The organism is Kluyvera ascorbata (assembly GCF_023195735.1).
GTDB classification, from domain to species: domain Bacteria; phylum Pseudomonadota; class Gammaproteobacteria; order Enterobacterales; family Enterobacteriaceae; genus Kluyvera; species Kluyvera ascorbata.
Genome location: NZ_CP096201.1, coordinates 74,131 through 88,996, shown reverse-complemented (window position 1 = coordinate 88,996; position 14,866 = coordinate 74,131). Strand labels below are relative to the sequence as shown.

Sequence of the window (14,866 nt, the reverse complement as noted above, 5' to 3'; positions counted from 1 at the left end):
AATGGTATAAATCGCAATAGACTATTAGCAATATCGCAATAGTTGAACGGTTATAGGCCCGCCCACCACAAGCGCATTTTCATGCCCCAGTAGCTCGTCCAGCCGGTCGTGGCGCTAACCGGTTTGCCTTTGTCGATAACCACCAACGTCGGAGTGACGCTCACCTGCCAGCGCTGAGCCAGCTCACCGCGCGCGTCGTTCACCACCGGCATGGTCAGCTGTTTTTTCTGCATCCACGTCGCCAGCCGCGCATCATCGCCGGAACGCAGGGCAATGCTCACCACGTTGCCGCCCTGCTCCTTCAGCTTTTCAACCGACGGCGAGGTAAAGCGGCATATGCTGCACCACGTTGCCCAGACGTAAACCAGCAGCGGGCGCGTTTCGCTCATCGCGGCGAAATCCAGCTGCTGGCCGTCTATCGTCTGCATGGTCGTGCCAGAGAAGGTGTCGGGCAGCGTCGGGCTGCGGAAGCGGTCAACGCCCCACATCAGCACCGCGGCCAACAGCAGCAGCACTATTATTTCGCGCAGCCAGCGGTATACGCGGCGACGCTGGAAAAATTTGCTCATCATGACCTCATCATAGTACGAGGCGTATCTTAGCGAGCCCGCTTAATCAGTGCTGTAAAGAAGTGTCTTTCGCCGTGTCGATGGCTGAAGCAAAACGGCATTCAAGCGCCGCTCACCGGGCCAATCCCCTGCTGGATCATCGCCAATACGTTATGGGTGATGACCTCCGGCGTCAGCATCGCCAGCCGCTCGTCGTTACGCATGCGGGAAAACGGCACCAGCACCAGACTTAACAGCGTGGTAAACAGCAGCTCCGCGCTCAGGTGCGGGTTGATTTTCCCCTCGGCCTGCCAGCGTTTCACCATCGCCAGCGTGGCATGATATTTGTCGTCGCCAAAGCGGGCGTGCATATGCTGACGCAGCACCGGCATTTCGCCAATCACTTCCTGCATCCACAGCGGGGCAAACCATTCGTGCTCGGCGGCAATCGCCGACAACGTCCTAACCATCGCCGTCAGCGCCTTTAGCGGATCCTCGGGATGGTCGCCAAACACGCCGCTTATCTGGGCGCGCAGCGGCAGAAAACGCTCTTCAATCATCACGTCGAGCAGTTGCTCACGCGAATTAAAGTAGTAGTGCAGCATTGCTGGCGTCACCCCGGCTTCACGGGCGATGGCATTCAGCGACGTGCGCGCAATTCCCTGCTGGGAGAAGAGCCGCAGCGCAATGTCTATCAGCTGTTCGCGCTTGGCCGCATCGGGCTTGCTGCCGCGCGGGCGACCGGGCTTACGCGGTTTGAGATTGTCTTTTTGTGCTGGCATAGAAACGGGATCTCTTGACCTCTGAATGATCTTCAATAAATATTAATTATGCATTTAATTAATTTCAAGTGAGAACATGATGGCATCCGAAATGACGACGAACGCACAGCCGCCCCAACAGGCGGGTGTCACTTCAGTCCGTCTGCTGTTCAGCGCACTCCTGCTGGTGATGCTGCTCTCCGCGCTCGACCAGACGATAGTCTCCACCGCGCTGCCGACCATTGTCGGCGAGCTGGGCGGCCTCGACAAGCTTTCCTGGGTGGTGACGGCCTATATCCTCACCTCCACCATCGTGGTGCCGCTGTACGGTAAGTTCGGCGATCTGTTTGGCCGCAAGCGGGTACTGCAAATCTCGATTCTGCTGTTTCTCGCGGGCTCAGCGCTATGCGGGCTGGCGCAGAACATGACGCAGCTAGTGCTGATGCGCGCCCTTCAGGGGCTCGGCGGCGGTGGCTTGATGGTCATCAGCATGGCAGCGGTGGCCGATGTAATCCCGCCTGCTGAACGCGGGCGCTATCAGGGGCTATTCGGCGGCGTGTTTGGCCTGGCGACGGTGATCGGCCCGCTCATCGGCGGCTTTATCGTGCAGCACGCTTCCTGGCGCTGGATCTTCTACATCAACCTGCCGCTGGGGCTGTTCGCGCTGTTTGTTATTGGCGCAGTGTTCCACTCCAGCAACAAGCGTAGCCAGCATCAGATTGACTGGCTGGGGGCAATTTATCTGACCATGGCGCTGGTGTGCATCATCCTCTTTACCACCGAAGGCGGCACGGTGCGCGAGTGGAGCGACCCACAGCTGTGGTGCATTCTGGCCTTTGGTCTGGTGGGCATTGCCGGGTTTATCTATGAAGAGCGGCTGGCGTTTGAGCCGATTATTCCGCTGTCGCTGTTCCGCAACCGCAGCTTCCTGCTGTGTAGCCTGATTGGCTTTATCATCGGCATGTCGCTGTTCGGCTCAGTAACCTTCCTGCCGCTGTATCTGCAGGTGGTGAAAAACGCCACGCCGACGGAAGCCGGGCTACAGCTGATTCCGCTGATGGGTGGGCTGCTGCTGACGTCGATTATCAGCGGCCGCGCCATTAGCCGCACCGGGAAATACCGCATCTACCCGATCGTCGGAACGCTGATGGGCTTTGTTGGGATGGTGCTGCTGACGCGCATTACCATTACCTCGCCAACCTGGCAGCTGTATCTGTTTACCGGCGTACTGGGGATGGGGCTTGGAATGGTGATGCAGGTGCTGGTGCTGGCGGTGCAAAACACCGTGGCGGCGAACCTTTACGGCGTGGCGACGTCTGGGGTGACGCTGTTCCGCTCCATTGGTGGCTCCATCGGCGTGGCGCTGTTTGGCGCGGTGTTTACCTCGGTGCTGCAATCACGGCTGACCAGCCTGTTACCGGAAGGCGCGGCTATTCCACCGGGGATGAACCCGGTGGCGATTCACCAGCTTCCAGAGGCCATTCGCACCGACTATCTCACCGCCTTTGGCTCGGCCATTCACGCGGCGTTTATTATGGCGGCCTGCATTATGGTGGTGGCGTTCCTGCTGTCGTGGTGGCTGAAAGAAGCGCCGCTGAAAACCCGGCACGCGTAGAGCAGTGCCGGATGGCGACTACGCCTTACCCAGCCTACGTGGTTCTGTAGGCCGGATAAGCGCAGCGTCATTCGGCAACCCTTATAACGCCTTGGTCAGGTAATGCCGCGCCATCCCCGCCAGCGGGAAATCCTCCAGCGTTTTCACCAGTTCAAATCCCTGCTTTTGATAAAACGGCAGCGCCTGGAAGCTGATGGTATCCACCAGCGCATGGCGGCAGCCTTTCTCCCGAGCCAGCGCCTCCGCGCGCTTAATAAGCTCGCTACCGACTCCGTCGCCACGCACCGTTTCACACACCCACAAATAGTCGATACTGAGCCAATCGCCTTTGCGCTGACCAATCAGGCCGCCGCGCATTACGTCCTGCTCATCGCGCAGGTAAACGCAGACATCGCACCAGTCTGTGGCATCCACAAACTGGCGGTTATAGGCGCGAAGTCCAGTCAGTAATTCGTCTTTATCTTCCTGCGTAATAATTTCTTTAATAACAAAAGGCATATTTATTCCTTATTTTTATTGGCCGATGGGTTAATTTCACAAAAAATTCTTTTTTTCTCCATTCTTTTTTGCACAAATAAAAAAAGAAAAAAACAGTATCAGAAAATGCTTTTCATCGGACGCTCGCTACGTATAATGGACGAAAATGAGAACGATCGTTCTCATCATCAACCTTCACGGAGACATGCATGACCAGCAAGCTGGAAGCCAGGCAAAAAGCCCGCCAGGACGATATCATCGCCGCTGCCCGCCGCTGCTTTCGCAACAGTGGTTTTCATGCCGCCAGCATGTCGCAGATTGCCGCCGAGGCGAAGCTCAGCGTCGGGCAAATCTACCGTTATTTCAGTAACAAAGACGCCATTATCGAAGAGATGATCCGCCGGATTATCGACCACCGCATCGCCGAGATGGAGGGCAAAACCCAGACCCATCTGATGCCGCACATGCTGGCATGGCGAGAGACGCTGAGCGAAGACGACGATGCGCTGATGCTGGAGATGTCCGCCGAAGCCACCCGTAATCCGCAGGTCGCCGCCTGGCTGAAAGCCGCCGATGAACGCATGTTTAACAACGCCTGCGAACATCTGCGTAAAACCTATCCGGAGCTGAGTGAAAGCCGAATCCGCTGCTGCGTAGAAGTGATGGCGGTGATGGTTGAAGGCACAATTTATCGTCGTCAGATCCCCCAACAGGTGGCATCTGACGAGATGGAAAAAATCTATCAGGAAATTATTAATATGCTCGTATCCGCAAAGTAATTAACTCCATTTAGATACCAGGGGATATTTTCATCCCCCTTTTGTCGTTTCCGGCCCTCCGGAGATGCAGGCTTTCTTACACCTGAAATCCTCACCCTTATTCGGCGAGGAGGGTGTCGTTCACCCTGAGAAAAATATGAAATACATAACAACCACCATCGCGGCATTATTTCTCCTGAGCGGATGCGATAATGCGCCTACCGCCTCTCCAGAGCGTCCCGCTCAGGAAGTGGGCATCGTCACATTAAAAAGCCAACCCGTTTCCGTAGTCAGTGACCTGACCGGGCGCACCACCACCTCACTGAGCGCTGAAGTTCGTCCACAGGTCTCCGGCATCATCCAGAAACGGCTTTTTAATGAAGGCGATAACGTCAAAGCGGGCCAGGCGCTGTACCAGATTGACCCGTCCAGCTTCCGCGCCACCTATAACGAAGCCGCCGCCGCGCTGAAACAGGCGCAGGCGCTGGTCGTCGCCGACTGCCAGAAAGCGCAGCGTTACGCGCTGTTAGTGAAAGATAACGGCGTATCGCGGCAGGATGCCGACGACGCACAGTCAACCTGTGCACAGGACAAGGCCAGCGTTGAGTCGAAAAAAGCGGCGCTGGAAAGCGCACGCATAAACCTCAACTGGACCACCGTCACCGCACCGATTACAGGGCGTATCGGCATCTCCTCAGTCACGCCGGGGGCGCTGGTCACCGCCGAGCAGACCACCGCGCTGGCCACCATTCGCGGCCTCGACACCATCTACGTTGACCTCACCCGTTCCAGCGTTGACCTGCTGCGTCTGCGTAAACAGTCGCTGGCGACCAACAGCGACACGCTCGGCGTGACGTTAACCCTGGAAGATGGCAGCACCTACAGCGAAAAAGGTCGCCTGGCGCTCACCGAAGTGGCGGTAGACGAGTCCACCGGCTCAGTTACCCTGCGCGCCGTGTTCCCTAACCCGAACCACCAACTGCTGCCGGGCATGTTCGTGCGAGCGAAAGTCGATGAGGGCATCATGAGCGATGCCATCCTGGCGCCGCAGCAGGGTATTACCCGCGATGCTAAAGGGATCGCGACCGCACTGGTGGTCTCCGCCGACAACAAAGTCGAGCAGCGTGAGCTGGAAACCGGCGAAACCTACGGTGACAAATGGCTGGTACTCAACGGCCTGAAAGCGGGTGATAAACTTATTGTCGAAGGTACAGCAAAAGTCACCGTCGGCCAGCAGGTGAAACCGGTTGAAGTGAAAGCTAACGGAGGAAACGCCTGATGTTTGCCCGTTTCTTCGTGCGTCGCCCGGTCTTCGCCTGGGTTATCGCCATCCTGATTATGCTGGCCGGGATGCTGGCCATCAAAACGTTGCCGGTCGCGCAATACCCGGACGTCGCGCCGCCGTCGATTAAAATCTCCGCCACCTATACCGGCGCGTCGGCGCAAACGCTGGAAAACAGCGTCACCCAGGTCATTGAACAACAGCTGACCGGATTGGATAACCTGCTCTACTTTACCTCCACCAGCAGCTCCGACGGTTCCGTAAGCATCAACGTCACCTTTGAGCAAGGTACCGACCCGGATACCGCGCAGGTTCAGGTGCAAAACAAAGTGCAGCAGGCTGAATCCCGTCTGCCAAGCGAAGTACAGCAATCTGGCGTGACGGTGGTGAAATCCCAGAGCAACTTCTTGCTAATCATGGGGGTTTACGACAAAACCGATAAGGCCAGCAGCTCCGACATCGCCGACTGGCTGGTCAGTAACATGCAGGACCCGATGGCCCGTCTCGAGGGCGTCGGCAGCCTGCAAGTGTTCGGTGCGGAATACGCCATGCGCATCTGGATGGACCCGGCGAAGCTGGCCTCCTACTCACTGATGCCGTCCGACGTGCAGAGCGCCATTGAGGCGCAGAACGTGCAGGTTTCCGCCGGTAAAATCGGTGCTCTGCCGTCGCCAGACACCCAGCAGCTCACCGCCACCGTACGCGCCCAGTCGCGTTTGCAGACCGTTGACCAGTTCAAAGACATCATCATTAAAAGCCAGTCCAACGGTGCGGTAGTGCGTATCGGCGACGTGGCTCGCGTTGAGATGGGCAGCGAAGACTACACCGCCGTCGCCAAACTGAACGGCCACCCGGCCGCCGGGATGGCAGTGATGCTGGCACCCGGGGCGAACGCGCTGAGCACCGCCACGCTGGTGAAAGATAAAATCAACGAATATAAGCGCAATATGCCGCAGGGCTATGACGTCGCTTATCCGAAAGACAGCACCGAATTTATTAAGATCTCCGTCGAAGATGTGGTGAAAACGCTGTTTGAAGCCATCTTCCTCGTGGTCTGCGTGATGTATCTGTTCCTGCAAAACATCCGCGCTACGCTTATCCCTGCGCTGGCGGTGCCGGTGGTGCTGCTCGGCACGTTTGGGGTGCTGGCGCTGTTCGGTTATTCGATCAATACCCTGACGCTGTTCGCCATGGTGCTGGCGATAGGGCTACTGGTGGATGACGCCATCGTGGTGGTCGAAAACGTCGAGCGCATTATGCGCGATGAAGGGCTGCCTGCCCGTGAAGCGACCGAAAAGTCGATGGGCGAAATCTCCGGGGCGCTGGTCGCCATTGCGTTGGTGCTGTCCGCGGTGTTCCTGCCGATGGCCTTCTTTGGCGGTTCCACCGGGGTGATTTACCGTCAGTTCTCGGTCACCATTATCTCGGCAATGATGCTCTCCGTAGTGGTGGCGTTGACGCTGACGCCCGCACTGTGCGGCTCAATCCTGCAACATACGCCACCGCATAAAAAAGGCTTTTTCGGCGCATTTAACCGCTTTTATGGCTCTACTGAGCGTAAATACAAACACCGGGTGCTCAATACCCTGAGCCGTTCCGGGCTGGTCATGGTGGTCTATTTAGCCATCTGCGGCGGCATGGCGCTGGCGATGTGGAAACTGCCGGGCAGCTTCCTGCCGGTGGAAGACCAGGGCGAGATCATGGTGCAGTACACCTTGCCCGCCGGGGCTACCAATTCGCGTACCGCCGAGGTCAGTAGGCAGGTAACCGACTGGTTCCTCAATAATGAGAAAGCCAATACCGACGTTATCTTCACCGTCAACGGCTTTAGCTTTAGCGGCAGCGGGCAAAACGCCGGTATGGCCTTCGTCTCACTGAAAAACTGGTCCGAGCGTAAAGGCGCGGAAAATACCGCCCAGGCCATTGCCTTGCGCGCCACCAAAGAGCTGGGTGCGATTCGCGATGCCACGCTATTTGCGATGACGCCACCGTCGGTGGATGGCCTTGGACAAAGCAACGGCTTTACCTTTGAACTGATGGCCAGCGGCGGCACCGACCGTGCCGAACTGCTGAAAATGCGCGACCAGCTGATTGGTAAAGCCAATCAGGATGCCACCCTGCACGCCGTGCGCGCCAACGATATGCCGCAAACGCCACAGCTACAGGTGGATATCGATAACAACAAGGCGGTGTCTCTGGGGCTGTCGTTAAGCGACGTCACCTCAACGCTCTCCAGCGCCTGGGGCGGCACTTACGTGAACGACTTTATCGACCGCGGACGCGTGAAAAAAGTCTATATCCAGGGCGATAGCGATTCACGCTCGGCACCGTCCGATCTCGGAAAATGGTTCGTACGCGGTAGCGATGACAGCATGACGCCGTTCTCCGCCTTTGCCACGACCCGTTGGGAATACGGTCCGGAAAGCCTGGTGCGTTACAACGGCGCTGCGGCCTATGAAATCCAGGGCGAAAATGCGACCGGCGCGAGCTCCGGTACCGCGATGACGACCATGGAGAACCTCGCTAACAGCCTACCTGCCGGTTCCACCTGGGCCTGGAGCGGCCTGTCATTGCAGGAAAAACTGGCCAGCGGTCAGGCGATGAGCCTGTATGCCATCTCGATTCTGGTGGTGTTCCTGTGTCTGGCAGCGCTGTATGAAAGCTGGTCAGTACCGATTTCCGTAATTCTGGTGATTCCACTCGGCCTGCTGGGGGCCGCGCTGGCAGCCTGGATGCGCGATCTGAGCAACGATGTCTACTTCCAGGTCGCATTGCTCACCACCATTGGGCTGTCGTCGAAAAACGCCATCCTGATCGTTGAATTTGCCGAAGCGTCGGTGGCTCAGGGCTACTCGCTCAGCCGCTCAGCGCTGCGGGCAGCACAGACTCGTTTGCGACCAATCATCATGACCTCACTAGCGTTTATCGCCGGGGTCATGCCGCTGGCGGTGGCGACCGGTGCAGGCGCGAATAGCCGTATCGCCATCGGTACCGGGATTATCGGCGGTACGCTGACGGCGACCCTGCTGGCGATTTTCTTTGTTCCTCTGTTCTTTGTGCTGGTGAAACGTCTGTTCGCCGGCAAACGCGGTCGTCAGGAGTAAGCCATGTTTCGTTTATCAGTGTTATTTATTGCGTTCCTGAGCGTCGGCTGCGTGTCGATGGACCCCAACTATCAGCGCCCGGACGCGCCGATTCCAGCGAGCCTGCCGGGCAGCCACGGTGAAGCCACCGCGGTTGTCGGTAACTGGCAGCAGGTGGTGAACGATGCGCGCCTGCAAAAGCTGGTGAGCCAGGCGCTCAACAGCAACCGCGATGTGCAAAAAGCGATTGCCGATATTGACGCCGCCCGCGCGCAGTACGGTGAAACCCGCGCATCGCTGATGCCGACCGTCAACGCCGAGCTGAGCAACACCCGCAGCCGCACGCTGGCCAGCGGCGTGAGCACCACCGCGCAGGCCGACGGCGCGGTTTCCAGCTTCGAGCTGGATCTGTTTGGCCGTAATCAGAGCCTGTCCCGCGCGGCCCGTGAAACCTGGCTTGCCAGCGAATTCACCGCGCAGAACACCCGTCTGACGATGATTTCCGAGCTCACCACCGCGTGGGTGACGCTGGCAGCAGATAACAGCAATCTGGCGCTGGCGCAGCAGACCATGGCGAGCGCGGCGGATTCGCTAAAAATCGTCCAGCGCCAGCAGCAGATTGGCACTGCGGCAGCCACCGACGTGAGCGAGGCGATGAGCGTCTACCAGCAGGCTCGCGCCAGCGTCGCCAGCTATCAAACGCTGGTGATGCAGGATAAAAACGCCATTAACCTGCTGGCCGGCACCACCGTACCGGATTCCTTGCTCCCGGGTACGCTGGAGAGCCTGGCCGCCAACACCATCTCGCTGGTCCCGGCGGGCGTCTCGTCGTCCGTGCTGCTAACACGCCCGGATATTCAGGAAGCGGAGCACAATCTGAAGAGCGCCAACGCCAATATCGGCGCGGCGCGCGCCAACTTCTTCCCGACCATTTCACTCACCGCCAGCGCCGGAGTAGGCAGCGATGCGCTATCTTCATTGTTTAGCCACGGTATGAGCGTCTGGTCATTTGCGCCGTCCATTTCACTGCCGCTGTTTACCGGTGGCAGCAATCTGGCGCAGCTTCGCTACGCCGAGGCGGAGAAAAAGGGGCTGATTGCCACCTACGAGAAAACGATTCAGAGCGCGTTTAAAGACGTGGCGGATGCGCTGGCGCGTCGCCAGACGCTGAGCGAACAGCTTGATGCGCAGAAGCAATACGTGGCGGCGGAACAGCAGACGCTGGACGTGGCGATGAAGCGTTATCAGGCAGGCATCGGGGATTACCTGACCGCGCTGACGGCGCAGCGTACGCTGTGGTCAGCGCAGCAGACGCTGATTGCACTGCAGGAAACGGATCTGGCGAACCGGATTACGCTGTGGCAGTCACTGGGGGGCGGGGTGAGTTGATGTGTTGGTTCGGGTTTTCCCCCCTCACCCTAACCCTCTCCACGAAGGGGCGAGGGGACCGTTCAGTGTCGTGAGTTAGTCACAGCGCTGGTTTTCTCCCTCTCACTGAAGGGACGAGAGGACCGTTCGGTGTCGTAAGTTAGCCACGGCGCTGGTTTTCTCCCTCTCCCTTTCAGGGAGAGGGCCGGGGTGAGGGTGCAACAAGCACCATCCCCCACATTGATTATGAAGAATAAAAAGGAGCTTTCATGCCGCGTATTTCCCTTTCCTGGGTCGTGGTGCTTGGCCTGCTTTGCGCAATCGGCCCACTGTGTACCGACTTTTACCTACCGGCGCTGCCGGAAATTACCGACCAGTTGAATGCCACCGGCACCCAGACCCAACTGTCGCTCACCGCCGCGCTTATCGGCCTTGGCCTTGGTCAGCTCTTTTTCGGCCCGCTCAGCGACCGCATCGGCCGCCGCAAGCCGCTGGCTATCTCCCTGCTGCTGTTTATCTTTTCCTCAGCAATGTGCGCCGTCACCTACGATATCCATATGCTGATTGTCTGGCGCTTCCTGCAGGGCTTCGCTGGGGCGGGCGGCTCCGTGCTGTCTCGCTCCATCGCCCGCGACCGCTATCAGGGCACGCAGCTTACGCAGTTTTTCGCCCTGCTGATGACCGTTAACGGCATCGCCCCAGTGCTTTCACCGGTGCTGGGGGGCTATATCATCACCGCCTTCGACTGGCGCATTTTGTTCTGGACGATGGCGGGGATCGGCGCGGTGCTGCTGCTCCTGAGTCTCGTCGTGCTGCATGAAACGCTGCCGCCAAAAAGCGCCAACGCCGCGCAGCAGACCAAAGGCACGCCGGTGCTGAAGAACCGCCGCTTTATGCGCTACTGCCTGATTCAGGCCTTTATGATGGCCGGGCTGTTCTCCTACATCGGTTCGTCGTCGTTCGTCATTCAAAGCGAATATGGCATGAGCGCCATGCAGTTCAGCCTGCTGTTTGGCCTGAACGGCATCGGGCTGATTATCGCCGCGCTGATTTTCTCTCGCCTGGCCCGTCGCGTCCCCGCAGAAACCCTGCTGCGCCGCGGCCTGCTGCTGGCGGTATTCTGCGCGCTGGTGACGCTACTGCTCGCCTGGCAACAGCACGCGGTGCTGGCGCTGGTGGGGCTGTTCTTCACCGTGTCGTTTATGAGCGGCATCAGCACCGTCTCCGGGGCCGAAGCGATGAACGCGGTGGATAGCGCACAGTCGGGCACCGCCTCCGCGCTGATGGGCACGTTGATGTTCGTCTGCGGCGGCATTGCCGCACCGCTCGCTGGGCTTGGCGGCGAAACGATGCTCAAGATGAGCCTCGCCATGGCGATCTCCTACGCGCTGGCGCTCTTCTTCGGCCTGCTTAAACCTCGCGAAGCACAATAATCCCTTTCTGCGGTAATAAAATATTCCAATGTTATTACCGCAACTTCCCTTATCTCATCTAAATCACTGCGTATCCCCAACGCGCTAATCGTGATACCCTTCACATGATTGGAATAATTAATTCCTTATACTGCCTGCCACTGAGAATGATGAGGTTTCCTATGAGTATCGACCTGAGCAAACTGCTGACCGAACGCCGCAACGCCAACAGCGCCAACATTGACACCCTCTCTACCGAAGCAATGCTGACGGTGATTAACAACGAAGATCAGCTGGTTGCCCATGCGATCACCCCTTACATTCCGCAAATTGCCCAGCTCGTTGACGCCGTGGCCGACGCCTTCCGCCACGGCGGGCGACTGATTTACATCGGCGCAGGCACCTCCGGGCGTTTAGGCATCCTCGATGCCAGCGAATGCCCGCCAACCTTTGGCACCCGCCCAGAACAGGTTGTCGGCCTGATTGCCGGCGGCCATACCGCCATTCTGAAAGCCGTAGAAAACTTTGAAGACAACGCGGCGCGCGGCGCAGAAGATTTACAGGCGCTGGGCTTTAACGAACATGATGTGCTGGTCGGCATCGCCGCCAGCGGCCGCACCCCGTACGTCCTCGGCGCTATGGAATACGCCCACCAGCAGAACGCGCTGGTCGCCATTGTAAGCTGCAACCCGCACGGTGAAATGGCGCAGCGCGCGGATATCGCAATCACCCCGGTTGTCGGCCCGGAAGTGGTCACCGGCTCTACCCGTTTGAAAGCTGGCACCGCACAGAAGCTGGTGCTGAACATGATTACCACCGGCGCGATGATCCGCAGCGGCAAGGTCTATAGCAACCTGATGGTTGACGTGGAAGCCACCAACGCCAAGCTGATTGAACGTCAGATTTCCATCGTGATGGAAGCCACCGAATGCGATCGCACCACCGCGATGGCTGCGCTTGATGCCTGCGGCCGACACTGCAAAACCGCCATCGTGATGGTGCTGGCAAACCTGAGCGCCGAAGAAGCGAAGCAATTGCTGGCAGACAACAACGGCTTTATCCGTAAAGCGTTAAAACACTGATTCAACTGACTGGGATACCGTGGAATGGCCAAAATAAATAAAGCGATGATAGCTCGCCTCCTCGACCTGGTTGGCGGCGCGCCGAACGTAGTCCAGGCGGGTAACTGTATGACCCGACTGCGTTTAACCTTACGCAGCGACGTTCACGCCGACGTAGCGGCCATCCGCCAGGTTGAAGGCGTACTGGGGGTCGTCGTCAGCGAGGAGCAGTTCCAGATAATCCTCGGGCCGGGTAAAGCGCAAACCGCCGCCGAGCTGATGAACGAGCTGCTGGAAAACGAACCTGCCGCACGGGGAACCCCCGCCAGCGGCGAGTCACTCGCCGATATCGCCAGCGCCAAAAAGCAGGAGCTAAAGGGCAAACAGACCGGCGGTGTGCAGAAGTTTCTGGCGAAGTTTGCCACTATCTTTACCCCGCTGATTCCGGGCTTTATCGCCGTCGGGCTGCTGCTGGGTTTTGCCACGCTCGCCGAACAGCTTTTCGTGCTGGAGAACGCGCACCCCAACGCCACGCTGGTTGGCATCATCAGCTACATGAAAATCTTCAGCAAAGGGATGTTCACCTTCCTGAGCATTTTGATTGGCTATAACGCACAGAAAGCCTTTGGCGGCTCCGGCGTCAACGGTGCCATCATCGCCGCGCTGTTTATCCTCGGCTATGACCCGAAAGCCACCGTCGGCTTTTACTCCGGTATCACCGATTTCTTCGGCCACGGCATCGACCCGCGCGGCAATATTATCGGCGTACTGATTGCCTCGATTATTGGCGCGTGGGTAGAAAAACGGGTGCGTCGCATCATGCCCGCCAACCTGGACATGATCCTCACCTCGGCGGTGACGCTGCTGATCATGGGCGCGGTCACCTTCGTGGTGATTATGCCTATCGGTGGCTACCTGTTTACCGGGATGTCCTGGCTGTTCCTGCACCTCAACGGTAACCCGTTCGGCTCTGCGGTGCTGGCCGGGTTGTTCCTGCTGGCGGTGATGTTCGGCGTGCATCAGGGCTTTGTGCCGGTCTATTTTGCGCTGATGGAAGCCCAGGGCTTTAACTCACTGTTCACCATTCTGGCGATGGCCGGTGCGGGCCAGGTTGGCGCGGCACTGGCGCTCTATTTCCGCGCGAAGCAAGATTCACTGCTGCGTACGCAGATTAAAGGGGCCATTATTCCCGGCCTGCTCGGCGTGGGCGAACCGCTGATTTACGGCGTCACGCTGCCGCGCATGAAGCCGTTTGTCACCGCCTGTCTCGGCGGCGCCTGCGGGGGCTTCTTTATCGGTCTGGTGGCCTGGCTAGGGCTGCCGGTTGGCCTCAACACCGTCTTTGGTCCATCTGGTCTGGTGGCGCTGCCGCTGATGACCTCGCACAGCGGCATCTACGCCGGGATGGCGGTCTACGCCGCGGGTCTGCTCGTGGCCTACTTCTTCGGCTTCCTGCTCACCTGGCTGTTTGGCAGCAAAAACGTCGACCTCAGCTAACCCTTTTGCCCCCGGCGCACCGCTGGGGGCAAGCCTCTGCCCATGCTATGATGCCCGCCAGAATAAAATCATATGACAGGGTTGGGGAAAAATGGGTGCCACCAGAAAAGGGATGCTGAACGTCTTAGTTGCCGCCATATTGTGGGGAAGTTCAGGCGTTTGTGCGCAGTACATCATGGAACACAGCCAGATGCCGTCGCCGTTTTTGACGATGATTCGCCTGCTCTCCGGTGGCTTTATCCTGCTAACGTTCTCTTTCCTGCACGGCGACGGCATTTTCCGCATTCTGAAAGACCGCAAAGACATTATCAGCCTGCTGCTGTTCTCCCTTGTTGGCGCGATGACCGTTCAGCTCACCTTCCTGCTGGCGATTGAAAAATCCAACGCCGCCACCGCAACGATTTTGCAATTCCTGTCGCCGACCATTATCGTCGCCTGGTTCGCCATCGTGCGCAAAGCCCGTCCGGGGCGTTTCGTCTTTGCCGCCATTGCAACCTCGCTTATCGGCACGTTCTTACTGGTCACTCACGGCGACCCGACGTCGCTCTCAATTTCCGGTGCCGCGCTGTTCTGGGGTATCGCTTCGGCGTTCGCGGCGGCGTTTTACACCACCTACCCCTCCACGCTGATTGCCCGTTACGGCACGCTGCCGATCGTCGGCTGGAGTATGCTGCTCGGTGGTGCAATGCTGCTGCCGTTCTACGCGGGAGATGGCGCGAACGTGGTAATTACCGGCAACCTGCTGCTAGCGTTCTTCTATCTGGTGGTGATTGGCACCTCCCTCACCTTCAGCCTGTACCTGAAAGGCGCGCAGATGATCGGCGGCCCAAAAGCCAGTATCCTCAGCTGCGCCGAACCCCTCAGCAGCGCGCTGCTGTCGCTGCTGCTGTTGGGCATCAGCTTCACCCTGCCAGACTGGCTGGGCACGCTGCTGATCCTCTCTTCGGTGGTACTGATTTCACTGGACTCACGCCGCAGAACGAAAACGGCGTAGCACGGTAATG

Annotated in this window: 12 protein-coding genes; 9 read left to right on the top strand and 3 right to left on the bottom strand. The window is 58.5% G+C overall.

What is annotated here, in order from left to right; translation table 11 throughout:
- Positions 1-50: 50 nt before the first annotated feature.
- On the bottom strand, positions 51-572 hold the full coding sequence (locus MY052_RS00425; protein WP_035895974.1) for a protein disulfide oxidoreductase: 522 nt from the start codon (positions 570-572) through the stop codon (positions 51-53).
- Positions 573-670: 98 nt separating this feature from the next.
- Positions 671-1,330 carry a TetR/AcrR family transcriptional regulator gene (locus tag MY052_RS00420; RefSeq protein ID WP_248538016.1) on the bottom strand — a complete coding sequence of 220 codons (660 nt, stop codon included), beginning with the start codon at positions 1,328-1,330 and terminating at the stop codon, positions 671-673.
- A 91-nt stretch (positions 1,331-1,421) separates the two neighbouring features.
- On the opposite strand from MY052_RS00420, the gene MY052_RS00415 reads away from it, so the two are divergent.
- Positions 1,422-2,924, top strand: coding sequence for an MDR family MFS transporter (locus MY052_RS00415; RefSeq protein ID WP_115074399.1), 1,503 nt, complete (start codon positions 1,422-1,424; stop codon positions 2,922-2,924).
- Positions 2,925-3,005: 81 nt separating this feature from the next.
- On the opposite strand, the gene MY052_RS00410 is transcribed toward MY052_RS00415, so the two are convergent.
- On the bottom strand, positions 3,006-3,422 hold the full coding sequence (locus tag MY052_RS00410) for a GNAT family N-acetyltransferase (protein WP_123651009.1): 417 nt from the start codon (positions 3,420-3,422) through the stop codon (positions 3,006-3,008).
- Positions 3,423-3,610: 188 nt separating this feature from the next.
- On the opposite strand from MY052_RS00410, the gene MY052_RS00405 reads away from it, so the two are divergent.
- The 8 genes from MY052_RS00405 (at position 3,611) to MY052_RS00370 (ending at position 14,856) form a co-directional block, all read left to right on the top strand.
- The gene (locus MY052_RS00405; RefSeq protein WP_035895966.1) at positions 3,611-4,180 is read left to right on the top strand and encodes a TetR/AcrR family transcriptional regulator; all 570 of its coding nucleotides are present in this window, start codon (positions 3,611-3,613) and stop codon (positions 4,178-4,180) included.
- A gap of 136 nt (positions 4,181-4,316) precedes the next feature.
- The gene (locus MY052_RS00400) at positions 4,317-5,438 is read left to right on the top strand and encodes an efflux RND transporter periplasmic adaptor subunit (RefSeq protein ID WP_248538015.1); all 1,122 of its coding nucleotides are present in this window, start codon (positions 4,317-4,319) and stop codon (positions 5,436-5,438) included.
- On the top strand, positions 5,438-8,545 hold the full coding sequence (locus tag MY052_RS00395) for an efflux RND transporter permease subunit (protein ID WP_248538014.1): 3,108 nt from the start codon (positions 5,438-5,440) through the stop codon (positions 8,543-8,545). Before MY052_RS00400 ends, MY052_RS00395 begins: the two co-directional genes overlap by 1 nt.
- A 3-nt stretch (positions 8,546-8,548) precedes the next feature.
- The gene (locus tag MY052_RS00390; RefSeq protein ID WP_248538013.1) at positions 8,549-9,913 is read left to right on the top strand and encodes an efflux transporter outer membrane subunit; all 1,365 of its coding nucleotides are present in this window, start codon (positions 8,549-8,551) and stop codon (positions 9,911-9,913) included.
- A 248-nt stretch (positions 9,914-10,161) separates the two neighbouring features.
- Positions 10,162-11,325 carry a multidrug effflux MFS transporter gene (locus MY052_RS00385; protein ID WP_248538012.1) on the top strand — a complete coding sequence of 388 codons (1,164 nt, stop codon included), beginning with the start codon at positions 10,162-10,164 and terminating at the stop codon, positions 11,323-11,325.
- A gap of 161 nt (positions 11,326-11,486) precedes the next feature.
- Positions 11,487-12,386: an N-acetylmuramic acid 6-phosphate etherase gene (gene murQ, locus MY052_RS00380; protein ID WP_248538011.1), complete on the top strand. Its 900-nt coding sequence runs from the start codon at positions 11,487-11,489 to the stop codon at positions 12,384-12,386.
- A 24-nt stretch (positions 12,387-12,410) separates the two neighbouring features.
- Complete coding sequence (gene murP, locus MY052_RS00375; protein WP_202216935.1) at positions 12,411-13,862, top strand: PTS N-acetylmuramic acid transporter subunit IIBC; 1,452 nt, start codon at positions 12,411-12,413, stop codon at positions 13,860-13,862.
- A 91-nt stretch (positions 13,863-13,953) separates the two neighbouring features.
- Positions 13,954-14,856, top strand: coding sequence for an EamA family transporter (locus MY052_RS00370; protein WP_035896226.1), 903 nt, complete (start codon positions 13,954-13,956; stop codon positions 14,854-14,856).
- The last annotated feature ends 10 nt before the right edge of the window (positions 14,857-14,866 follow it).